Source organism: Streptomyces sp. NPDC044106 (assembly GCF_056433985.1).
The window spans coordinates 16,996-37,943 of record NZ_JBWKFZ010000009.1 but is presented as its reverse complement, the minus strand read 5'-3'; the positions used below and the strand labels follow the sequence as shown (position 1 = coordinate 37,943).

The 20,948-nt window shown below is 71.4% G+C and carries 18 protein-coding genes and 1 pseudogene; 12 read left to right on the top strand and 7 right to left on the bottom strand.

The window, feature by feature from the left end; all coding sequences use genetic code 11:
* Positions 1-30: 30 nt before the first annotated feature.
* The 7 genes from AC07DI_RS17435 to AC07DI_RS17405 all read left to right on the top strand — a co-directional run bounded on the left by AC07DI_RS17435 (position 31) and on the right by AC07DI_RS17405 (position 8,294).
* Positions 31-276: a helix-turn-helix transcriptional regulator gene (locus AC07DI_RS17435; protein ID WP_478905130.1), complete on the top strand. Its 246-nt coding sequence runs from the start codon at positions 31-33 to the stop codon at positions 274-276.
* Entirely contained in the window at positions 276-827 is a 552-nt protein-coding gene (locus AC07DI_RS17430) for a hypothetical protein (RefSeq protein ID WP_478905129.1), read from the top strand. Before AC07DI_RS17435 ends, AC07DI_RS17430 begins: the two co-directional genes overlap by 1 nt.
* Before the next feature lie 95 nt (positions 828-922).
* Entirely contained in the window at positions 923-2,443 is a 1,521-nt protein-coding gene (locus AC07DI_RS17425; RefSeq protein WP_478905298.1) for an aldehyde dehydrogenase family protein, read from the top strand.
* 221 nt (positions 2,444-2,664) lie between these two features.
* Positions 2,665-4,200, top strand: coding sequence for a GMC family oxidoreductase (locus tag AC07DI_RS17420; RefSeq protein ID WP_478905128.1), 1,536 nt, complete (start codon positions 2,665-2,667; stop codon positions 4,198-4,200).
* Positions 4,197-5,330: a quaternary amine ABC transporter ATP-binding protein gene (locus AC07DI_RS17415; protein ID WP_478905127.1), complete on the top strand. Its 1,134-nt coding sequence runs from the start codon at positions 4,197-4,199 to the stop codon at positions 5,328-5,330. Before AC07DI_RS17420 ends, AC07DI_RS17415 begins: the two co-directional genes overlap by 4 nt.
* Entirely contained in the window at positions 5,330-7,297 is a 1,968-nt protein-coding gene (locus tag AC07DI_RS17410) for an ABC transporter permease (protein ID WP_384260603.1), read from the top strand. The genes AC07DI_RS17415 and AC07DI_RS17410 overlap by 1 nt, the downstream gene beginning before the upstream one ends.
* A 16-nt stretch (positions 7,298-7,313) precedes the next feature.
* Positions 7,314-8,294: an ABC transporter substrate-binding protein gene (locus tag AC07DI_RS17405; RefSeq protein ID WP_478905297.1), complete on the top strand. Its 981-nt coding sequence runs from the start codon at positions 7,314-7,316 to the stop codon at positions 8,292-8,294.
* A gap of 66 nt (positions 8,295-8,360) precedes the next feature.
* Here AC07DI_RS17405 and AC07DI_RS17400 read toward each other — a convergent pair whose 3' ends face one another.
* Genes AC07DI_RS17400 through AC07DI_RS17390 form a run of 3 tightly spaced genes read right to left on the bottom strand, consistent with a single transcriptional unit; the run spans position 8,361 to position 10,056 of the window.
* Positions 8,361-9,095 (bottom strand): isocitrate lyase/PEP mutase family protein, encoded by a 735-nt coding sequence (locus AC07DI_RS17400; protein WP_478905126.1) that lies wholly within the window; start codon positions 9,093-9,095, stop codon positions 8,361-8,363.
* On the bottom strand, positions 9,089-9,535 hold the full coding sequence (locus AC07DI_RS17395) for a carboxymuconolactone decarboxylase family protein (protein WP_478905125.1): 447 nt from the start codon (positions 9,533-9,535) through the stop codon (positions 9,089-9,091). Before AC07DI_RS17395 ends, AC07DI_RS17400 begins: the two co-directional genes overlap by 7 nt.
* Complete coding sequence (locus AC07DI_RS17390) at positions 9,532-10,056, bottom strand: carboxymuconolactone decarboxylase family protein (RefSeq protein WP_478905124.1); 525 nt, start codon at positions 10,054-10,056, stop codon at positions 9,532-9,534. Before AC07DI_RS17390 ends, AC07DI_RS17395 begins: the two co-directional genes overlap by 4 nt.
* Positions 10,057-10,102: 46 nt before the next feature.
* Between AC07DI_RS17390 and pdxR the strand changes: the two genes are divergently transcribed.
* Complete coding sequence (gene pdxR / locus AC07DI_RS17385; protein WP_478905123.1) at positions 10,103-11,653, top strand: MocR-like pyridoxine biosynthesis transcription factor PdxR; 1,551 nt, start codon at positions 10,103-10,105, stop codon at positions 11,651-11,653.
* Positions 11,654-11,829: 176 nt separating this feature from the next.
* Here the strand turns inward: pdxR and AC07DI_RS17380 are convergent, their stop codons facing one another.
* On the bottom strand, positions 11,830-12,666 hold the full coding sequence (locus tag AC07DI_RS17380) for a DMT family protein (protein ID WP_478905296.1): 837 nt from the start codon (positions 12,664-12,666) through the stop codon (positions 11,830-11,832).
* A 101-nt stretch (positions 12,667-12,767) separates the two neighbouring features.
* Positions 12,768-12,908 carry a hypothetical protein gene (locus tag AC07DI_RS17375; protein ID WP_478905122.1) on the bottom strand — a complete coding sequence of 47 codons (141 nt, stop codon included), beginning with the start codon at positions 12,906-12,908 and terminating at the stop codon, positions 12,768-12,770.
* On the opposite strand from AC07DI_RS17375, the gene AC07DI_RS17370 reads away from it, so the two are divergent.
* Positions 12,907-13,284: a hypothetical protein gene (locus AC07DI_RS17370; RefSeq protein ID WP_478905121.1), complete on the top strand. Its 378-nt coding sequence runs from the start codon at positions 12,907-12,909 to the stop codon at positions 13,282-13,284. The two genes, AC07DI_RS17375 and AC07DI_RS17370, sit on opposite strands and share 2 nt — an antisense overlap.
* A gap of 35 nt (positions 13,285-13,319) precedes the next feature.
* Positions 13,320-14,504 (top strand): glutathionylspermidine synthase family protein, encoded by a 1,185-nt coding sequence (locus AC07DI_RS17365; RefSeq protein WP_478905120.1) that lies wholly within the window; start codon positions 13,320-13,322, stop codon positions 14,502-14,504.
* A gap of 47 nt (positions 14,505-14,551) precedes the next feature.
* On the opposite strand, the pseudogene AC07DI_RS17360 reads toward AC07DI_RS17365, so the two are convergent.
* Positions 14,552-15,606: pseudogene (locus AC07DI_RS17360) on the bottom strand (NADP-dependent oxidoreductase).
* Between the two features lie 291 nt (positions 15,607-15,897).
* Here AC07DI_RS17360 and AC07DI_RS17355 point away from each other — a divergent pair.
* Together AC07DI_RS17355 and AC07DI_RS17350 are read left to right on the top strand one after the other, a co-directional pair.
* Positions 15,898-17,529, top strand: a complete 1,632-nt coding sequence (locus AC07DI_RS17355; RefSeq protein ID WP_478905119.1) for an AfsR/SARP family transcriptional regulator — start codon at positions 15,898-15,900, stop codon at positions 17,527-17,529.
* A 27-nt stretch (positions 17,530-17,556) separates the two neighbouring features.
* Positions 17,557-19,713: an ATP-binding protein gene (locus AC07DI_RS17350; RefSeq protein WP_478905118.1), complete on the top strand. Its 2,157-nt coding sequence runs from the start codon at positions 17,557-17,559 to the stop codon at positions 19,711-19,713.
* Here the strand turns inward: AC07DI_RS17350 and rocD are convergent.
* Complete coding sequence (gene rocD, locus AC07DI_RS17345; protein WP_478905295.1) at positions 19,658-20,839, bottom strand: ornithine--oxo-acid transaminase; 1,182 nt, start codon at positions 20,837-20,839, stop codon at positions 19,658-19,660. The genes AC07DI_RS17350 and rocD overlap by 56 nt on opposite strands.
* Between the last annotated feature and the right edge of the window lie 109 nt (positions 20,840-20,948).

The window sequence follows — 20,948 nt, the reverse complement described above, 5'->3', positions numbered from 1 at the left end:
GGCTGCTCGCAAGTGTAGTACTTCTTATACATGAGCGAGCAAGTGCACAACAGGCTGGCAGTGGTGCGCGCCGAGCGGAAGGTGTCGCGGCAGAGCCTGGCCGAGGCGGTGGGCGCCCACTACCAGACCATCGGCTACATCGAGCGGGGGCAGTACAACCCGAGCCTCGACCTCGCGCTGAAGATCGCGAAGTTCTTCGCGCTGCCGGTCGAGGCCCTGTTCTCGCTTGAGCCGTTTCGCCCGCTCACGGATCAGGTCTACGGGAGGAAGCAGTGATGAGGACCGACGAGCAGCAGGCCGTGACCGGCTACGACCGGCGCATGTACGCGCTGATGAACCGCCGCGAGGCCGCCCCCTTCCATGCCACCGCGGCCCGCCGCCGCACGGTCGTCGTCACCCACATCGCGCTGACCGCCCTCGGCATCGCGTGCTGGCTGTACTCCGTGCTCGTCGACGAGCGCTGGGCCACGTTCGGGCTCCTCGGCGTCCTGCTGCCGTGGTGCGTGGCGACCGGCGTCATCAACGGCGCCACCCGTGGCCTGCTCGAACTGCGGGTCCGCGCCCTCGACGAGCGTCAGCGCGCGGAGAAGAACCGGGTGATGGCCCGCGCACAGTACGTGATGATGTGGCTTCTTCTCTGCGCGACCGTGGCCGTCGGCGTCGCGGGGCTCTGTGGCGTGGAGATCGAGGGGCTCGTCTTCCCCGTGCTGTTCAGCGTGTTCGTCGTGCACTGGCTGATGCCGCTGTGGATGGCCGGGCTCACGGTCGCCGACGATCCGGCGGACGACGGGCTCGACGAGTTCGAGGGGGTGTCGCACTCGCAGTGACACAGCGCACTTTCAGCCATGAGGGTGCATGCTTTCCGCGCCGAAGGGCAGGTGCTCCCGGCTACCGCGAGTGACAGGCGGGGCAAATGACAGGAATGGAAGGCAAACGGGACGTGTCCGCACAACAGACCATCCATGTGGGCGGAGAGTGGCGCGCCGCCGCCTCCGGCGCCACCCGCGAGATCCTCGACCCGGCGGACGCCAAGCCGTTCGCCGTGATCGCCGAGGGCGGAGCGGACGACGCGGACGCCGCCATCGCCGCTGCCCGCAAGGCCTTCGACGAGGGCCCCTGGCCGAGCACGCCGGTCGCCGAGCGCGCCGCGTTGCTGCGCCGCGTCGCCGACCTGCTCGTGCGTGACCGCGAGGAGATCGGGCTCCTGGAGAGCCGCGACGCGGGCAAGACCCTCGAGGAGGGCCGCGTCGACGTCGACTGCGTCGCCGACGCCTTCCGTTACTTCGCCGACCTGGTGATCGGCGAGGGCGCGGGCCGGGTCGTCGACGCGGGATCCGACGACATCCACAGCGTCGTCGTGCACGAGCCCGTCGGCGTCTGCTCGATGATCACGCCCTGGAACTACCCGCTCCTCCAGGCCAGCTGGAAGATCGCCCCGGCGCTCGCGGCGGGCAACACCTTCGTCATCAAGCCGAGCGAGATCACGCCGCTGACGACCGTCGCGCTCATCGAGCTGCTCGTCGAGGCCGGGCTCCCCGCCGGTGTCGCGAACATCGTGACCGGCCCCGGCCACACCGTCGGCGCCCGGTTCGCCGACCACCCCGACGTCGACCTGGTCTCCTTCACCGGCGGCCTCGTCTCCGGCACCAAGGTCGCCCAGGCCGCCGCCGCGGGCGTGAAGAAGGTCGCCCTGGAGCTCGGCGGCAAGAACCCGAACGTCGTCTTCGCCGACGCCTGCGCCACCGAGGAAGGCTTCGACACCGCCGTCGACCAGGCGCTGAACGCCGCCTTCATCCACAGTGGGCAGGTCTGCTCCGCCGGTGGCCGCCTCATCATCGAGGAGTCCGTGCGCGAGCGCTTCGTCGCCGAACTCGCCCGCAGGGCCCAGAGGATCAAGCTCGGCCGCGGCACCGAGGAGGGTGTCGAGTGCGGGCCGCTCGTGTCGCAGCAGCAGCGCGAGAAGACCGAGATGTACGTGGCGTCGGCCCTGGAGGAAGGCGCGGTGCTCCGCTCCGGGGGCAAGCGGCCCGAGCCGAGCGACGTGCGGCCCGCCGAGGGCTACTTCTACGAGCCGACCGTGCTCGACCAGTGCCACCGCGGGATGAAGGTCGTCCGCGAGGAGGTCTTCGGGCCGGTGCTCTCCGTCGAGACCTTCCGTACCGAGGACGAGGCCGTCGCCCTCGCCAACGACACCGAGTACGGCCTCGCGGGCGCCGTATGGACCAGCGACCAGGGCCGCGCCGCCCGCATGGCCCGCCGGATGCGCCACGGCACCATCTGGATCAACGACTTCCACCCCTACCTGCCGCAGGCGGAGTGGGGCGGCTTCGGCAAGAGCGGCGTCGGGCGCGAGCTCGGTCCCGCGGGCCTCGCCGAGTACCGCGAGTCCAAGCACATCTACCAGAACCTGGCACCGCAGCCGGTGCGCTGGTTCGCCGGCTGACCTCCGGCACGCAAGAGCAGTTCGCGCGGGGCGGGAAGTCCGCCCCGCGCGACACGTTCAAGCGCCTCCAGCGCAACTCGTTCAAGCGCCTCCAGCGCAACTCGTTCAAGCGCCTCCAGCGCAACACGTTCAAGCGCCCCCCCGCGCAACTCGTTCAAGCGCCCTCCGCTCATTACGCGCAAGCACCTTGGCACGACCTCGCAGGAAGAGGAGCATCACGCATGTCTGACCAGACCGAGTTCGACTACGTCATCGTCGGTGGCGGCACCGCAGGATCGGTGATCGCGTCCCGTCTCACCGAGGACCCGGACGTCACGGTCGCCGTCATCGAGGGCGGTCCCAGCGACATCGGCCGTGAGGACGTCCTCACGCTGCGCAAGTGGCTCGGTCTGCTCGGCGGTGAGCTGGACTACGAGTACACGACGACCGAGCAGCCGCGCGGCAACTCGCACATCCTGCACAGCCGCGCCAAGGTGCTCGGCGGCTGCTCGTCGCACAACACCCTGATCTCCTTCAAGCCGCTGCCGTCCGACTGGGACGAGTGGGAGGAGGCCGGGGCCACCGGCTGGAACGCCAAGGCGATGGACCCCTACTTCGGCAAGCTGCGCAACAACATCGTGCGCGTCGCCAAGAAGGACCAGAACCAGATCGCCACCGACTGGGTCGAGGCGGCGAAGACCGCGCTCGGCGTCCCCGAGGTCGTCGGCTTCAACGACAAGCCCTTCGACGAGGGCGTCGGCTTCTTCGACCTCTCGTACCACCCGGAGAACAACAAGCGCTCCTCCGCCTCGGTCGCCTACCTGCACCCCCACATGGAGGCCGGTGACCGCCCGAACCTCCACCTCTTCCTGGAGACGTGGGCCACCAAGCTGGAGCTGGACGGCAAGACCGCGCGCGGTGTCCACATCCGCGCCAAGGACGGTGCCGAGAAGCTGTTCACCGCCCGCCGTGAGGTGCTCGTCTGCGCCGGCGCCGTCGACACGCCGCGGCTGCTCATGCACTCCGGCATCGGCCCGAAGAAGGACCTCGAAGCCCTCGGCATCCCCGTCGTGCACGACCTGCCCGGCGTCGGCGAGAACCTCATCGACCACCCCGAGTCGGTCATCGTCTGGGAGACGAACGGGCCGATCCCCGGCAACTCCGCGATGGACTCGGACGCCGGTCTGTTCGTGCAGCGGGACCCGGACCACAAGGGCCCTGACCTGATGTTCCACTTCTACCAGATCCCGTTCACCGACAACCCGGAGCGGCTCGGCTACGAACGCCCCGAGCACGGTGTGTCGATGACCCCGAACATCCCCAAGTCCCGCTCCCGCGGCCGTCTCTACCTGACGTCGGCGGACCCCGAGGTCAAGCCCGCGCTCGACTTCAAGTACTTCGAGGACGAGGGTGACTACGACGGGCGGACGCTCGTCGACGGCATCAAGCTGGCGCGCAAGGTCGCGCAGGCCGAGCCGTTCAAGAAGTGGCTCAAGCGCGAGGTGTTCCCCGGCCCGGACGTCACCGACGACGCCGAGATCAGCGAACTGGTGCGCAAGGCCGCGCACACCGTCTACCACCCGGCCGGCACCTGCCGAATGGGAGCTTCCACTGATGAACTCGCCGTGGTCGACCCGGAGCTGAAGATCCGCGGCCTGGCAGGAATCCGTATCGCGGACGCATCCGTCTTCCCGACGATGCCCGCCGTGAACCCGATGATCGGAGTGCTCATGGTCGGGGAGAAATGTGCCGAGATCCTTGGTGGTGACGGCCGATGAACGAGACCGCCGTGAACACCGCGGACAAGACGCCCCCCTCGCACGAGAAGACCACGAAGGACGACGGGCCCGTCTTCGCCGTCAAGAACCTCTGGAAGGTCTTCGGACCCGGCGCCGAGCGCATACCCGGCAACGAGGAGGTGCACGGCCTCAGCCCCGCCGAACTGCGCGAGCGGACCGGCTGCACCGCCGCCGTGCGCGACGTCTCCTTCGAGGTCAACAAGGGTGAAGTCTTCGTCGTCATGGGCCTGTCGGGCTCCGGCAAGTCCACCCTCGTGCGCTGCCTGACCCGGCTCATCGAGCCCACCGCGGGCAGCCTCTCCATCGACGGCGAGGACGTCCTCGCCATGGACAAGGCCCGCCTGCGCGAACTGCGCCGCCACCGCGCCGCCATGGTCTTCCAGCACTTCGGCCTGCTCCCGCACCGCTCCGTCCTCGACAACGTCGCGTACGGCCTGGAGATCCAGGGCGTCGGCAAGGCCGAGCGCCGCGCCAAGGCCCTCGAAGTCGTCAGGAAGGTCGGTCTTGAGGGCCTCGAACAGCGCAAGCCCGGCCAGCTCTCCGGCGGCCAGCAGCAGCGCGTGGGCCTGGCCCGAGCCCTCACCGTCGACCCCGAAGTGCTCCTCTTCGACGAGCCGTTCAGCGCCCTCGACCCGCTGATCCGCCGCGACATGCAGGAGGAAGTGGTCCGCCTGCACCGTGAGGAGGGCCGCACGATGGTCTTCATCACCCACGACCTCAGCGAGGCCCTCAAGCTCGGCGACCGCATCGCGCTGATGCGCGACGGCCAGGTCGTCCAGCTCGGCACCCCCGAGGAGATCGTCGGCTCCCCGGCCGACGACTACGTCCGCGACTTCGTCCGCGACGTGGTGCGCGCCGACGTGATCAGCGTACGCAGCGCCATGCGCCCGGCCGCCGACGACGAGGAGGCCCGCGGCGCGGCCCTGGCGCCCGATGCCAAGGTCTCCGAGGCCATCGAGGCCGTCGCCCGCACCGGCTTCCCGGTGCGCGTGATGGACGGCAAGCGGTGCCTCGGCGTGGTGGACCACGCCGGGCTGCTCGCCGTGGTCGCGGGGACCTCGGCCCCCGCGCAGGCCCCAGCCCCCGGCCAGGGCGAGGTGGTCGCCTGATGGCCACCGCCACCGCTTCGGGACCCGTCAGGGACACGGGAATCGGCGCGCTCCTGCGTCACCGTGCCGTCGGCAAGCTCCTGCTGCTCGCCGTCGCCGCGGCCGTCCTCGTGCCGATCGCCAGCGCCAAGTGGGCCTCCGGCGCCTGGCCCGACGCCCTCACCGTCGACCTGACCGAGCCGCTCGGCAGGACCACCGACTGGATCATCGACAACCGCGACAGCCACCCGCTGTTCATCTACTTCCTCGGGCACGTCAGCAACGCCATCGTGCTCTCCGTGCGCGGCGTCTACCTCGTGCTGCTCGCCGCCGGATGGGCCGGTGTGACCATCGGCGCCGGGCTCGTCGCCTGGCGCGTCGCGGGCGTCAAGCTCGCCGTCATGGCGTCCGCCGCGTTCGCCGTCTGCGGTCTGCTCGGCATGTGGGTGCCGACCATGCAGACGCTCGCCCTGATGATCGTCGCGGTCCTCGTCTCCGTCGTGATCGGCCTGCTCCTCGGCCTCGCGGGCGGCCTGAACGACCGGATCTTCCGGATCCTGCGGCCGGTCCTCGACACCATGCAGGTGCTGCCCGCGTACGCGTACCTGCTGCCGTTCGCCCTCGTCTTCGGCATGGGCGTCCCGGCCGCCATCATCGCCACCGTCGTGTACGCGGCCCCGCCCATGGCCCGGCTCACCGCGCTCGGCCTGCGCGGCGCCGACGGCGGTGTGATGGAGGCGGTGACCTCGCTCGGCGCGACCGGGCGCCAGCGGCTCTTCTCCGCGCGCCTGCCGCTCGCGAGCAAGCAGCTCCTGCTCGGCCTCAACCAGACGATCATGATGGCGCTCTCCATGGCCGTCATCGCCTCGGTGATCGGCGCAGGCGGCCTCGGCGACCGCGTCTACCAGGCGCTCTCCACCGTCGACGTCGGCCAGGCGCTCGCCGCCGGCATCCCCATCGTGCTGCTCGCCGTGGTCCTCGACCGCGTCACCGGCGCCGCCGGCGAGAAGGCGGGCGCCAACGCCGACGACCACTCCGCGTTGCGCGGCCGGCGCGGCTGGTCCGTCGCCGCCGCCGGAACGGTCGTCGCCGCGCTCGCCGCCCGCTTCGCGGACCGCGTGGACTGGCCGACCGACTGGGTCGTCAACATCGCCCCTTCGGTCAACACCGGCAAGGAGTGGATGGTCGACCACATCTACACCGGCGTACCCGTCGTCGGCGGCACCGCCGACTGGGCGGCGCACTTCACCACCTGGATCCTCAACCCGGTCAGGGACGGCCTGCAGGGCCTGCCCTGGTGGTCGGTGCTGCTCGTCGTCGCCGCGCTCGCCTGGCTGATCGGCACCTGGCAGACGGCGCTCACCGCCGTCGCCGCGATGGCCGCGATCGGCGTGCTCGGCGTCTGGGACAAGTCCCTCGACACGCTCGCGCAGGTCCTCGCCGGAGTCGCCGTGACGCTGGTCCTCGGCTTCGCGATCGGCATCGGGGCGGCCCGCAGCAAGCGCTTCGAACGGCTGCTCCGTCCGGTGCTCGACGTCTTCCAGACGATGCCGCAGTTCGTCTACCTGATCCCGGTCGTCGCCCTCTTCGGCATCGGCCGCGCCCCCGCGGTCGCCGCCGCCGTCGTCTACGCGCTGCCCGCCGTCGTCCGCATCACCACGCAGGGCCTCGGCCAGGTCGACGCCGCCGCGATGGAGTCCTCGCGCTCGCTCGGCGCCTCCAGCTGGCAGCAGCTGCGCAAGGTCCAGCTGCCGCTGGCCCGCCCGGCCCTGATGCTCGCCCTCAACCAGGGCGTCGTCCTGGTCCTCGCCGTCGTCGTCATCGGCGGACTGGTCGGCGGTGGCGCGCTCGGCTACGACGTCGTGTTCGGCATCGCGCAGGGCGACCTGGCGACCGGCCTGGTGGCCGGTGCCGCGATCGTCTGCCTCGGCCTGATGCTCGACCGCGTCACGCAGCCCACGGCCCGCCGCGCGAAGAAGGGAGCGTGACATGCGAGTACGTCCCATGCGCGTGCGTACCGTGCGCGTTCGTACGCGTGTCATGAGCGCCGTCACGGCAGGCGGGGCGCTCCTCGCCCTCACCGGCTGCGGCGCCGCCGACATGAGCAAGCAGGCGTCCCCGTACGCGAACGCCGAGGGCGCCAAGACCGTGACCCTCTCGGTCCAGTCCTGGGTCGGCGCGCAGGCGGACGTCGCCGTCGCCGAGTACCTGCTCAAGAACGAGCTGGGCTACCGCGTCGACAAGGTCCAGATCGACGAGGTGCCCGCCTGGGACGCCCTCAGCCAGGGCCGCGTCGACGCGATCATGGAGGACTGGGGCCACCCGGACCAGGAGCAGCGGTACGTCAAGGACAAGAAGACGATCGTCCCCGGCGGCGACGTCGGCGTGACCGGGCACATCGGCTGGTACGTCCCGACGTACTTCGCCAAGAAGCACCCGGACGTCACGGACTGGAAGAACCTCAACAAGTACGCGGACCAGTTCAAGACGTCCGAGAGCGGCAGCAAGGGCCAGCTCATGGACGGCTCCCCGTCGTACGTGACGAACGACAAGGCCCTGGTGCAGAACCTGGACCTGGACTACCAGGTCGTCTTCGCGGGTTCCGAGGCGGCGCAGATCACCCAGATCGAGCAGTTCGCCAAGCAGCGGAAACCGTTCCTCACCTACTGGTACAAGCCGCAGTGGCTGTTCGAGAAGGTGCCGATGACGGAGGTGAAGCTGCCCGAGTACAAGGAGGGCTGCGACGCCGACCCCGCCAAGATCAAGTGCGCCTACCCGCACACGCCGCTGCAGAAGTACTTCAACGTGGACTTCGCCAAGAACGGTGGCGACGCCGCGGAGTTCCTGAAGCACTTCAAGTGGTCGGAGGAGGACCAGAACGAGGTCTCCCTGCTGATCGCGGACAAGAAGATGTCGCCGGACGACGCGGCGAAGAAGTGGATCGACGAGAACAAGTCGAAGTGGAAGGCGTGGCTGCCCAAGTAGGGCCGCGTCGGTGAATCCGGTGCCGGGTGCCCGTCCCCTCGGAACGGGCACCCGGCACCGTCACGTCTAGGCGAGCCCGTCGACGACGTCGCGCAGGGCAGCCATCGTCCTGTGCAGCAGCCCAGGACCGAACGTGATGCGTGTGGCGCCGAGTTCGCCCAGCTCCCTGAGCGAAGGTCCGCCCGGTCTCGCCACCACGTTGAGCGGCCCCTCGATCCCCGCCCGCAGCGCGGGAATCGCCTCGGCCGGCGCCAGGATCGGGTACACGCAGTCCGCGCCGGCGGCCACGTACTTGCGGGCCCGCTCGATGGCCGCGGCCGGGTCGGTCACGCCCCTGACGAACGTATCCACCCGGGCGTTGACGAAGAGCCGGTCGCCCGCGGCCCCGCGCACCTCGGCGAGGAAGGCGGCCTGCTCGTCGGGGTCCTTGAGGGAGTCGGCACCGCCGTGGTGGCCGCCGGTGGAGTCCTCCAGATTGCAGCCGACCGCACCCGTATCGAGGAGCCGGTCCACCAGCTCCTTCGGCGCGAGCCCGTACCCGCCCTCGATGTCGGCGGTCACGGGCACGGAGACGGCCCGTACGATCCGCGCGATCGCCGCGAACATCTCGTCCGGCGGCACCTGCCCGTCCTCGTACCCGAGGGAGAGCGCGACGCCCGCGCTCGGCGTGGCCAGCGCCTCGTACCCGGCATCCTCGAACACCCGGGCGCTCGCGGCGTCCCACGGCCCCGGCAGGACCAGCGGGTCGCCCGGCGCCCGTCCGTGGTGCAGGGCGCGCAGTGTGTCGACGTGGCTCACCATGCCGGGCCTCCGGGCTCGATGCGGCGGCTGACCATCAGCCGGTTCCAGCTGTTGATGACGGTGATCACCCCGATGAGATGGGCGAGTTCACCCTCGTCGAAGTGTGCCGCGGCCCGCGCGTAGACGTCGTCGGGCACGAAACCCTCGGTGAGTACGGTGATCGCCTCGGTCAGCGCGAGGGCGGCGCGCTCGCGCTCGCTGAAGAAGCCACCCGCCTCGTCCCAGGCGTTGAGGAGGGCGATCCGCTTGGGGCTCTCGCCGTTCTTCAGGGCGATGTCCACATGCATGTCGAGGCAGAAGGCGCACGCGTTGATCTGCGAGGCGCGCATCATCACCAGCTCGGCGAGCGCGGGGTCACCGAGCCCCTGCTTGGCCGCGGCACTCAGCGCGCTCATCGCACCGGCGACGCCCTTGTCCAAGTGCGTGGTGCGTGCGCTCACTTGGTGCCGCCCGCCTTGTAGTGGCCCGGCACCTGACGGGTGCTGACGCCGAAGCGGTTCCACGCGTTGATGACGGTGATCGCGGCGATCAGCTGGGTCAGCTCGGCCTCGTCGAAGTGCGCGGCCGCCTTCGCGTACACCTCGTCCGGCACGAAACCGTCGGTCAGTACGGTGATCGCCTCGGTCAGCTCGATCGCGGCGACCTCCTTGGCCGTGTAGAAGTGCTGCGACTCCTCCCACGCGCTGAGCTGGATGATCCGCTCGACGCTCTCACCCGCCGCGAGGGCGTCCTTGGTGTGCATGTCGAGGCAGAGCGCGCAGCGGTTGAGCTGCGAGGCCCGGATCTTGACGAGCTCGTAGATCACCGGGTCGAGGCCCTTACGGGCGGCGGCGTCCAGCTTGATCATGGCCTTGAAGACCTCGGGGGCGTGCTGGGCCCAGGCGAGGCGGGGGGTGTGCTCGTGGACGTACCCCTCGGGGGCGGTGGCCGTGCTGTCGGGGGTGGTCGGGTTCGTGGTCATGCTTCGACACTACGGACGCGGTAGCCCACGGGTATGGTCCATTTCCATGGGAGATACGTGGGCCACTTCCGCGGAGGACGCGGCGGCCGGACCGGGCGGCACTCCGGGTAGCACGTCGGGCGGCATCCCGGGCGGTGTCCTGGGCGTCGACCTCCATCTGGAGACCGGCGGCGGCGCGTCCCGCCACGGTGTCCGCAAGGGCCTGACGGACGCCCTGCGCGAGGCCGTGCGCGGCGGGCGTCTCGCCCCCGGCACCCGCCTGCCGTCGTCCCGTTCGCTCGCCGCCGACCTCGGCATCGCCAGGAACACGGTCGCCGACGCCTACGCCGACCTGGTCGCCGAGGGCTGGCTCACCGCGCGCCAGGGCTCGGGCACACGCGTCGCCGAGCGCGTCGTCACGCCACCCGTGCGCCCCGCGCCGCCCCGCAGAAGGGGCGGGGCCCCGCTGTTCGACCTCGGCCCCGGCGCGCCGGACCTGTCGGCCTTCCCGCGCACGCAGTGGCTCAAGGCGGCCCGCCGCGCGCTCGCCGCGGCACCTGACGACGTGCTCGGTTACGCGGATCCGCGCGGCCGCATCGAGCTGCGCACCGCCCTGGCCGGCTACCTTGCGCGGGCCCGCGGCGTCCACGCGGACCCCGACCGGATGGTCGTCACCGCCGGGTTCGTGCACGGCCTCTCGATCATGGGCCGTGTGCTGCGGGCCCGCGGCCTTCGGGAGGTGGCAGTCGAGTCGTACGGCCTGGACATCCACTGGAACCTGCTGCATCGCGCGGGCCTGCGGACGGTGCCTCTGGACTTCGACGACGCGGGTACCGATGTGGTGGGGCTGGGCGCCGGTTCCGGTTCAAGCTCCAGTTCAAGCACCGGTTCCAGCTCCAGTTCAAGCTCTAGTTCAAGCTCCGGTTCCGGCTCAGCGAAGGCGGTGCTGCTTACCCCGGCCCACCAGTTCCCGATGGGCGTGCCGCTGCACCCCGACCGGCGGGCGGCCGTCGTCGACTGGGCGCGCCGCGAGGGCGGGGTGATCCTGGAGGACGACTACGACGGCGAGTTCCGCTACGACCGCCAGCCCGTCGGAGCACTCCAGGGCCTCGACCCCGAGCACGTCGTGTACCTCGGCACGGCCAGCAAGTCCCTCGCCCCCGGCCTGCGCCTGGGCTGGATGGTGGTGCCGTCCGGCTTGCGGGACGAGGTCCTCGCCGAGAAGAACGCGGCGGGCGCCTCATGCGGTGTCCTGGACCAGCTGACCCTGGCGGAGTTCATCACCTCCGGGGCGTACGACCGCCATGTGCGCGCCGCCCGCCTGCGCTACCGCCGCCGCCGCGACCAGCTGGTGGAGGCGCTCGCGTCCCGTTGCCCCGAGGTCCGCGCCACGGGCATCGCGGCGGGCCTGCACGCGGTCCTGGAACTCCCGCCGGACACCGAACAGTCCATCACCCAGGCAGCCAACTGGGAACACCTCGCGGTCCAGGGCCTGGCCAACTTCCGCCACCCTCTCGCAACGGTGCGACGGCAGGACGCGCTGGTAGTGGGGTACGGGACACCGACGGAGCGGGCGTGGGCGGGGGCGTTGGGGGCGTTGTGCCGGGTGTTGGGGTGAGGGGGAAATTCCAGCCCCTCGGGGGAATTTCCAGCCCCTCCGGTGGGGAAGATTCAGCCTCTCCGGGGAATTTCCAGCCCCTCCGGCGTTTGAGGAGCGGGGTCCGGGGCGGAGCCCCGAGGCGCCCACCGAAGGTGCCCCAGGGACGACGCCGACCCGAACCCACCCAGGACGGACTACCGAGCCCCGTCCTCCGCCCCCGGCGCCTCGCCAAACCGCACCAACGCCAACGCCCCCGCCACAGCCACCGCGAACCCGAGAACCGCCAGCCACTCCAGCCCGCCGCGCGTACGGTCACCCAGCCACACCACGCCCACCACCGCGGGACCGATCGTCTCGCCGATCACCAGCCCCGCCGTGGCCGTCGTCACCGACCCCCGCTGCAACGCTGAGGTGAGCAGCAGGAAGGCCGCGCCACCCCCGACCAGCAGGGCGTACGTCGCCGGGTTGGCGAGCAGCGCACCGGGCGACAGGTCGTCGATGAGGCGTACGGTCACCTCGACGACCCCGAAACCGAACCCCGCCCCCAGGCCGAGCGCCAACGCCCGCCCCCGCCCGGGCAGCCGCCCGGCAACCGTGCCGAGGAGCAGAACGGCGACCGCGACGCCGAGCATCACGTACCGCAGAGTCGTCGAGCCCGTACGGTCGCCCTCGTCACCGGAGGCGAGACCGAGCATCGCGAGCCCCGCGCAGACGACACCCACCGCCCCCCATTCGACGCCGCTGAGCCGCACCCGCAGCATCCGGGCCGCGACCACCGCCGTGACGGCGAGACTCGCGGCGAGCGCGGCGCCCACCGCGTAGATCGGAATGGAGCGCAGGGCCACGATCTGCAGCAGGAAGCCGACCCCGTCGAGGCCGAGCCCCGCGAGGTAGCGCCACTGGCGCAGGGCGCGCAGCAGCAGCGCGGGGTCGACACCGGAACCGGTGCCTGGCGCGGTGGCGCGCGCGGCGACCGCCTGGAAAACGGAGGCCGTGCCGAAGCAGACCGCTGAGCCGAGCGCGCAAATCATCCCAAGAGACACGGAGTGACTGTAAAGGACGGCGAGTAGGCGAAGACGCGAGGGGATTCAAGGCACATTCGGGAAAGACGGCTGGTACGGGTCGCCGTCCCCTACCTACCCTGGACGCCGATCGCGTACGACATCGGGGTCGCCTGCGGCAACGGGATCACGTACGACAACGGGATCACGTACGACAACAGGACCGCGTACGACAACAGGACCGCGTACGACAACGGGGAAGCGTGCCACATGGCGGAGAAGCGACAACGGCGGCTGAGGTCGAGCACGGTGGCGCTCGGCAGCATGGGGGTCCTCGCCGCGGCCCTCACCTCCTGCGGCTCCGACCCGGACCGCCGCTGCGTGGACCGCGACAGCTACGACTTCGCCAAGGGCTACCGCGTGGTCAGCGACAGCAAGTGCAAGCCCGGCACCTCGGGTTCCGCCTCCTCCGGCAAGTCCCGCAAAAGCCCGTCCGGCACCGGCAAGACGTCGGGCCGTACCGACGCCGCCTGGTACTACGACGCCGACGTCGACGGCCGCTACGCCGACGACGGCACCTTCAGCCGCAGCGAGGCGGTGGACCGGGACGGCTTCGGCTGCTCGGGCGGCGGCAGCGGCGGCGGCTGAGCGGACGGCACGCGACCGGAACGGACACGTACGCCATGGAACGCCGCACCATCGAACCGCGCCCCGGCTGGCAGCGGACTGTCGAGGAGCAGGGGCTCATCTACCCCCTCACGCGCTACCCCGACGGCACCCTGCGCCCCTACTGGGACGAGAGCGCCTACTACGTCTTCTCGCTCCCCGAGGTCGAGGCGCTCGAAGAGGTCGTGGAGGAGCTGCACGCGATGTGCCTGGCCGCCGCCGAGCACATCGTCGCGCACGACCGCCTCGCCGACCTCGGCATCACGGACCCGCGAGTGGCCGACGCCGTCACCGAGGCCTGGCGCCGCAGGGCCGAACTGCCGTCCGTCTACGGCCGTTTCGACCTGCGCTACGACGGCACCGGCCCGGCCAAGATGCTGGAGTACAACGCCGACACCCCCACCTCCCTGGTCGAGGCCGCGAGCCCGCAGTGGTTCTGGATGGAGGAGCGCTTCCCCGGCGCCGACCAGTGGAACTCCCTCCACGAGCGGCTCGTGGACGCCTGGAAGAAGCAGGCTCCGCTGCTGCCGCCCGGCAGCCCGCTGTACTTCGCGCACTCCGCCGCCGACGAGCTAGGCGAGGACCTGATGACGGTCGCGTACCTGCGGGAGACGGCGGAACAGGCGGGCCTGACCGCCGAGTCCATCTCCATGGAGGACATCGGCTGGGACCGCCTCTCGCGCCGCTTCGTCGACAAGAAGCTCCGTTTCATGCGCGGTTGCTTCAAGCTCTACCCGTGGGAGTGGCTGACCACGGACCGCTTCGCCCCGCACGTCCTGGAGACCCTCGACAACGGTGGCGGCACCGGTTCGACGCTGTGGATCGAGCCCGCCTGGAAGATGCTCCTCTCCAACAAGGCGCTCCTGGCGATCCTCTGGGAGCTCTACCCGGGCCATCCGAACCTCCTTCCCGCCTACCGGGACGGTCCGCGCGAGCTGGCCTCGGAACGCGGATACGTCGCCAAGCCGCTGCTGGGACGCGAGGGCGCCGGGGTGACGGTGCACGAGCCGGGCTCCGCGCCCGTACCTCCCGGCGAACCCTGCTGCTACCAGGAGCTGGCGCCCCTCCCGGACTTCGACGGCAACCGGGTCGTCCTCGGCGCGTGGGTCGTCGAGGACGAGGCGGCAGGACTCGGCATCAGGGAGTCGTCCGGGCTGATCACGGATGAGTACGCGCGGTTCGTCCCCCACGTGATCCTGTGAGCGCGTCGGCGATCCTGCGAGTGCGCCGGTTCGGCCGCCCGCGTCACTCAGGCTCCGGCGTCCGTGCCGGCGTCCGTACCGGCGTGAGTGTCGGCGCCGAGCCGGACCAGCATCTTGCCGGTGTTCGCCCCGCGCAGCACCCCGAGGAAGGCCTCGGGCGCCCGCTCGATGCCGTCGACGACGGTCTGCTCGGTACGCAGGGTGCCGTCGGCGAGCAGCGGCGCCGCCCGGCCGATCCACTCCGGGAACAGGTCGAGGTGGCTGGTGACGAGCATGCCCCGCAGGCTCGCCTCCTGGTGGGCGGCCCGGAAGAGGTTGTCGGGGCCGGGCGGCGGCGTGGTGGCGTTGTACGTGCTGATGGCGCCGACCATGGCGATGCGGCCCCCCCCGGACGGATCGCACCTATCGCGGCCTGCAGATGGTCGCCGCCGACCGAGTCGAGGTAGACGTCCACGCCGTCGGGCGCCGCCTGCGCGAGCTGCTCGGACAGGGCGCCCTCGCGGTAGTCGATGGCGGCGTCGTACCCGAAGGTGTCGAGGAGCTTCTTCGTCTTCGCCGGGCCGCCTGCCGACCCGATCACCCGGGAGGCGCCGAGCTCACGGGCGATCTGCCCGGCGACGCTGCCGACCGCCCCGGCCGCGGCGGACACGAAGACGACATCGCCCTCGCGCACCGGGGCGGTACGGGTCAGCGCGGCGTACGCCGTCAGGCCCGTCGCGCCGAGCGGACCGAGGTAGGCGGCGGCCGGAGCGAGCGTCGTGTCGATGACCGTCGCGGCGGCAGCGTCGAGCACGGAGTGTTCCCGCCACCCCAGGAAGTGCGAGACGGTCGCGCCGACAGGAACCCCGGGGGCCGTCGACGCGACGACCTCGCCGACCGCGCTGCCCTCGAGCGGGGCGCCGACCTGGAACGGTTCGATGTAGGACGGCGCGTCGTTCATGCGGCCCCGCATGTACGGGTCGACCGACATCCAGGTGTTGCGCACGAGTATCTGCCCCTCGTCGAGCCGCTCGGGAAGCTCGACGGTCGCCAGCTCGAAGTCCGCGGCGCTGGACTCACCCACGGGGCGGGCGGCGAGACGGATTTCACGGGAGAGGTTCATGGTGACTCCTGAGTCTGGTTCTGGTTCTGGTTCTGGATTTGGATTTGGTCACGGATTTGGTCACGGATTTGGTTCTGGATGTGTCCCCGGATCTGGGACCGGTGCGAGCCCGGGGGCCCGTACTCCCATCTCCGTGACCGCGATGTCGCGTTCGGCGGGGGCCGATCCGCGTTCACAGGGATCAAGGTGCCGGACGGCGCGCACGGAACGCTGACGGTCCACGCACGGCGTTCCGTCAGCGGCGCAGGCACCCCGTGCGGGCCGTGGCGGCCCCCCGATTAACGTTGCCGCATGCGATTCGAGGTGCTTGGCCCGCTGACGGTGCGCACGCGGGACGGTGCGGCGGCGCCGGCCCCGGAGCCGAAGGTGCGCGCACTGCTGGCCGCGCTTCTCGTACGCATGGGCGGCCCGGTCGCGGCGGACACGCTGGTCGACGACCTGTGGGGCGGGCGTCCGCCCTCCTCTCCCCTCAACTCCCTCCAGACGAAGGTCTCCCAGCTGCGCCGCGCGCTGGAGGCGGCGGAGCCGGGTGGCCGCGGTCTCGTGGCGTACGGCCCCGCCGGGTACGAGCTGCGCATACCGCCCGAGCACGTGGACGCCACCCGTTTCGAGACGCTGACCTCCCGCGCGTACACGGCACACACGGACCCGACGGCCCAGGCGTCCCTGCTGACCGACGCACTGGCGCTGTGGCGTGGGCCCGCCTACGCCGACTTCCGCGACGCCGACTTCACACGTGCGGCCATCACGCACCTGGAGGAGCAGCGCCTCACCGCCCAGGAGACGCTGGCCGAACTGCGCCTGGCCCGCGGCGAACACGCCCTTCTGGCCGACGAACTGGCCCCCTTGGCAGCCCGCGAACCGCTCCGCGAACGCCTGCGGGCCGCCCATCTCCGCGCCCTCTACGGCTCCGGCCGCGCGGCCGAGGCCCTGGACTCCTACCGCGACCTGCGACTGCACCTCACCGAGGAACTGGGCATCGACCCGAGCCCCGAACTGGTGGCACTGCACGAGGCGATGCTGCGACAGGAGGTGGACTTGGGCGCGGCGGGTGTGGTGGGTGTGGCGGATGTGAGGGGAGCGGCGGATGGAGCGGTGTCTGCGGGCGTGTCTGCGGCAGTGACTGCGACTGCGACTGCGGCTTCGGTCGCGGCCGGAACCGCGTACACGGCCGGAACCGTGCGTGCGGCTGGAGCCGTGCAAGCGGCTGGAACCGTGCAAGCGGCAGCGGCCGTGGAGCACCCGCCGACCAACCTCCCCGCGCAGGTCACGGACCTCATCGGCCGCGACCGGGCCATCACCCGCATACGTGACCTCGTCGGCGCCGGACGCCTGGTCACGCTTACGGGCCCCGGTGGCGTGGGCAAGACGCGCCTGGCCCTGGCGGCGGCGTCGGGCCTGACGTCGGACTTCCCCGACGGCATCCGCCTGGCCGAACTCGCCGGAACCCGGGGCGGGGGATCGGTCGAGGTGGCGGCCACGGTGGCGGCGGCACTGGGCATACGTGACGACGCACCGGGGGAACCGGTGGCAGAGGCCGACGGGACTGACGGGCCCACGAGAGCCACGAGAGCTGGGGGAGCCACGAGAGCCGGGGGAGCCGGGGGAGTCGGGGAAGCCGAAGGGCCCGAGACGCCCGAGCGGCCCGAGGGTCTCCAGGATCTCCAGGGGCTCCAACTACTCCACGGAAGCCCCGAAACGAGCAACATCCACGACGCCAACACCTCCCTCACCCTCACCCTCACCCTCTCCTCCTCCCCCTCAGACCTCCCTGCCGCAGCCGAGCGACTCGGCCGAGCCCTGGCCGGACGCCGCCTCCTGCTCGTCCTCGACAACTGCGAACACGTCCTCGGCCCCGTCGCCGACCTCACCGCCCACCTCCTGCGCAGCGCCCCGGGCCTGCACATCCTCGCCACCAGCTAGGAACCCCTCGCCCTGACCGGCGAGACCTTGGAGGCCGTCGCCCCGCTCGGCGAGGAGGACGCGCTGAGGCTGTTCGCCGTCCGCGCCGCTGCCGCCGCGCCCGGTTTCACCCTGGACGACGGGAACCGTGAGGCCGTCGCCCTCATCTGCCGCCGCCTCGACGGCATCCCGCTCGCCGTCGAACTCGCCGCCACCCGCGTACGAGCCCTCGGCGTGCACGCCCTCGCCGACCGCCTGCACGACCGCTTCCGCCTACTGAACCAGGTACGCCGCGACGCCCCGGCCCGACAGCGCACGCTCCGCGCGATGATCGACTGGAGCTGGGAACTCCTGACGGCACCGGAGCAACGAGCACTGCGCCGACTCGCCGTGTTCGACGGCGGGTTCACCCTGACCAGCGCGGAAGCCGTCCTGACCGAGACGCACCCGGCGACGGACACAACGGAGGCGCACACCCCGCACCCCGCACCAGAAGCAACCGAGTCGGCGCGGACGCACCCGGCGATGGAACCCGCCCCGGAGGACGACGTCCTCGACCTGGTGACCCGTCTGGTGGACCGCTCCCTCCTCGCTCCGACCACGACCGACGCCTCCGAGCCGCGCTACCGCATGCTCGAATCCGTCACCGCGTACAGCCTCGAACACCTCGACGACGCAGCCGAGACCACCATGACCCGCGACCGCCACGCCCTCCACTTCGCCTCCCTCGCCGAACGTGCCGCCACCGCCCTGCGCGGCCCCGACCAACGGAATTGGCTACGCCGCCTCGACCACGAGACGGCCAATCTCCGTACCGCCCTGAACTGGTCGATCACCACCTCCGACGCCCCGAAGGCCCTCCGCCTGGTCAATGCCCTGACCTGGTACTGGTTCCTCCGCGGCCGCCTCCGCGAAGCCATGCGCTTCCTGTACCAGGCGCTGAGCCTGCCCCCGGCAGCCGCATCCGGCGAGCACCCCACCGACCTCGCCTCGGCCCGCACCGCCGCCGCCTCGGCATACGCCGCCTTCGCCCTGCTGACCGGCGAACCCGCCTGCGCCCACGGCAACACGTGCGAACGCGGGACCACCACCCCCGCCGACGCCCGTTCCCGCTGGCTGCTCGCCTTCGCCCGCTGCGGGTTCGACGACACGCCGCGCGAGGCCGCTCGGGTCGACGCGCTGCTCGCGGAGTTCCGGGCGGCCGGCGACCGCTGGGGTGAGGCCGCCACGCTCTCCACCCGGGCCACCCGGGCCCTCTACCGCGGTGACCTCTCCGCCCTGCGCCGCGACGCCACCCGCAGCGCCGACCTCTTCGCCGAACTCGGCGACCGCTGGGGCCAGTTGCAGTCCTCCGAGCAGCTCGGCGTGCTCGCCGAGATCGCCGCCGACTACGACGAGGCGGCGCGGCTCCAGCGTGACGGCATGCGCGGCGCCGAAGAACTCGAACTCTGGACCGACCTCTCCTTCCGCCTCTCCCGCCTCGGCCGGGTAGCCCTCCTGACCGGGGACGACCCCGCCGCCACGGCCTTCCACGAACGCGCCGCCCAACTCGCTGCCCAGCAGTCCCACCGCCCCGCCCAGCAGTTCGCCGAGACGGGCCTCGCCATCGGCGCCCGCCACCGCGGCGACCTGGATACCGCCGAACAACTCCTGCTGCCGTGGCTCGACTTCAACCGCCGCTTCGGCGTCGCCTCCGGAACGGCCCTGATCCTGGCCCACCTCGGCTACGTCGCCGAGCAGCGCGGCGACGCCGAGCGCGCCGAAGAGCTCCACCGGGAGGGCCTGGCCGTCGCCCGCACCACGGGGGACGAGCGTGCCGTGGCCCTGGCCCTGGAAGGCCTCGCGGGCGCCCGCTCCCTGGCCGGCCACCACCGCCACGCTGCCGCCCTCCTCGGCACGGCCGCCCGGATCCGCGAGGCAGAGGGCACACCCCTGCCGCCCGCGGAACGCACCGACATCACCCGAGCCGTACACCGCACCCGCACCGCCCTGGGCCCCACCGTCTTCCAGGCCGCATACGACCAGGGGCGCGACGAGGAGGCGGAAGCCGATACGCCCCTTGAAGCGACAGCGGCTGCGGCAGCTACAGCGACAGCGGCTGCGACCACCGGGACCGGGACCGGAACGGGGCCGGAGCTGCGCGGCCCCGCTAGCTCAACACCGCCCGCAACTGATCCAGGCCCCAGTCCAGGTCCTCCTTACTGATCACCAGCGGGGGAGCGATGCGAATCGTCGCCCCGTGCGTGTCCTTCACCAGCACCCCCTTCTCCATCAACTTCTCGGAGATCTCCCGACCCGTGCCGTACGACGGAGCGATGTCGACGCCCGCCCACAGCCCGCGCCCCCGCACCTGCGTCACCTTCCCCGTACCGGTCAGCAGGCCCAGCTCGGCGTGCAGATGCTCACCCAGCTCCGTGGCCCGCTGCTGGAACTCGCCCGTCGACAGCATGTCGACCACCTCCAGCGCCACCGCGCAGGCGAGGGGGTTGCCGCCGAACGTCGACCCGTGCTCGCCCGGCTTGAAGACTCCGAGCACATCCGCATCGGCGACCACCGCCGACACCGGGACGACGCCTCCGCCGAGCGCCTTGCCCAGCAGATACACATCCGGCACCACGCCCTCGTGCTCACACGCGAACGTGCGTCCCGTTCTGCCGAGCCCCGACTGGATCTCGTCCGCGATGAAGAGGACTCGGCGCTCCCGCGTCAGCTCTCTGACCCCCGGCAGATATCCGGGCGGCGGCACCAGGACTCCGGCCTCGCCCTGGATCGGCTCGATCAGCACGGCCACGGTGTCCTCGGTGACCGCGGCCCGCAGCGCCTGAAGATCTCCGTACGGCACGATCTCGAAGCCCGGTGTGTACGGCCCGAACTCCGCCCGCGCCTCGTCGTCCGTCGAGAAGCTGATGATGGTCGTGGTCCTGCCGTGGAAGTTGCCGGCCGCGACGACGATCTTCGCCTGCCCGTCCGGCACCCCCTTGACCTGATAGCCCCACTTCCGCGCGGTCTTCACGGCCGTCTCGACGGCCTCCGCGCCGGTGTTCATGGGCAGCACCATCTCCTTGCCGCAGAGGGCGGCCAGGCGCGTGCAGAACTCGGCAAACCGGTCGTGGTGGAAGGCCCGCGAGGTCAGCGTCACCCGGTCCAGCTGTGCCTTCGCGGCGTCGATCAGCCGGCGGTTGCCGTGCCCGAAGTTGAGCGCCGAGTACCCGGCGAGCATGTCGAGGTAGCGGCGGCCTTCGACGTCGGTCATCCACGCGCCCTCGGCCGAGGCGACCACGATGGGCAGCGGATGGTAGTTGTGTGCGCTGTGCGCCTCGGCCGAGGTGATGAGCCGCTCGCTGGTCGCGCCGGTGCCGGCCGGCGATGACGGTGATGACGGCGACGAGGATGACGACGATGGCGTGGAGGATGCTGACGTACTCGACACGGGGTCTCCG

Excerpts from the sequence above, each read along its gene's own strand:
- AC07DI_RS17425 (WP_478905298.1), top strand. The coding sequence starts at position 923 with ATGGAAGGCAAACGGGACGTGTCCGCACAACAGACCATCCATGTGGGC.
- AC07DI_RS17410 (WP_384260603.1), top strand. The coding sequence starts at position 5,330 with ATGGCCACCGCCACCGCTTCGGGACCCGTCAGGGACACGGGAATCGGC.
- AC07DI_RS17435 (WP_478905130.1), top strand. The coding sequence starts at position 31 with ATGAGCGAGCAAGTGCACAACAGGCTGGCAGTGGTGCGCGCCGAGCGG.
- AC07DI_RS17400 (WP_478905126.1), bottom strand. The coding sequence starts at position 9,095 with ATGGTGAGCCACGTCGACACACTGCGCGCCCTGCACCACGGACGGGCG.
- AC07DI_RS17380 (WP_478905296.1), bottom strand. The coding sequence starts at position 12,666 with ATGATTTGCGCGCTCGGCTCAGCGGTCTGCTTCGGCACGGCCTCCGTT.
- AC07DI_RS17405 (WP_478905297.1), top strand. The coding sequence starts at position 7,314 with ATGCGCGTGCGTACCGTGCGCGTTCGTACGCGTGTCATGAGCGCCGTC.
- AC07DI_RS17420 (WP_478905128.1), top strand. The coding sequence starts at position 2,665 with ATGTCTGACCAGACCGAGTTCGACTACGTCATCGTCGGTGGCGGCACC.
- pdxR (WP_478905123.1), top strand. The coding sequence starts at position 10,103 with ATGGGAGATACGTGGGCCACTTCCGCGGAGGACGCGGCGGCCGGACCG.
- AC07DI_RS17375 (WP_478905122.1), bottom strand. The coding sequence starts at position 12,908 with ATGTGGCACGCTTCCCCGTTGTCGTACGCGGTCCTGTTGTCGTACGCG.
- AC07DI_RS17430 (WP_478905129.1), top strand. The coding sequence starts at position 276 with ATGAGGACCGACGAGCAGCAGGCCGTGACCGGCTACGACCGGCGCATG.
- AC07DI_RS17370 (WP_478905121.1), top strand. The coding sequence starts at position 12,907 with ATGGCGGAGAAGCGACAACGGCGGCTGAGGTCGAGCACGGTGGCGCTC.
- AC07DI_RS17415 (WP_478905127.1), top strand. The coding sequence starts at position 4,197 with ATGAACGAGACCGCCGTGAACACCGCGGACAAGACGCCCCCCTCGCAC.
- AC07DI_RS17390 (WP_478905124.1), bottom strand. The coding sequence starts at position 10,056 with ATGACCACGAACCCGACCACCCCCGACAGCACGGCCACCGCCCCCGAG.
- AC07DI_RS17355 (WP_478905119.1), top strand. The coding sequence starts at position 15,898 with ATGCGATTCGAGGTGCTTGGCCCGCTGACGGTGCGCACGCGGGACGGT.
- AC07DI_RS17365 (WP_478905120.1), top strand. The coding sequence starts at position 13,320 with ATGGAACGCCGCACCATCGAACCGCGCCCCGGCTGGCAGCGGACTGTC.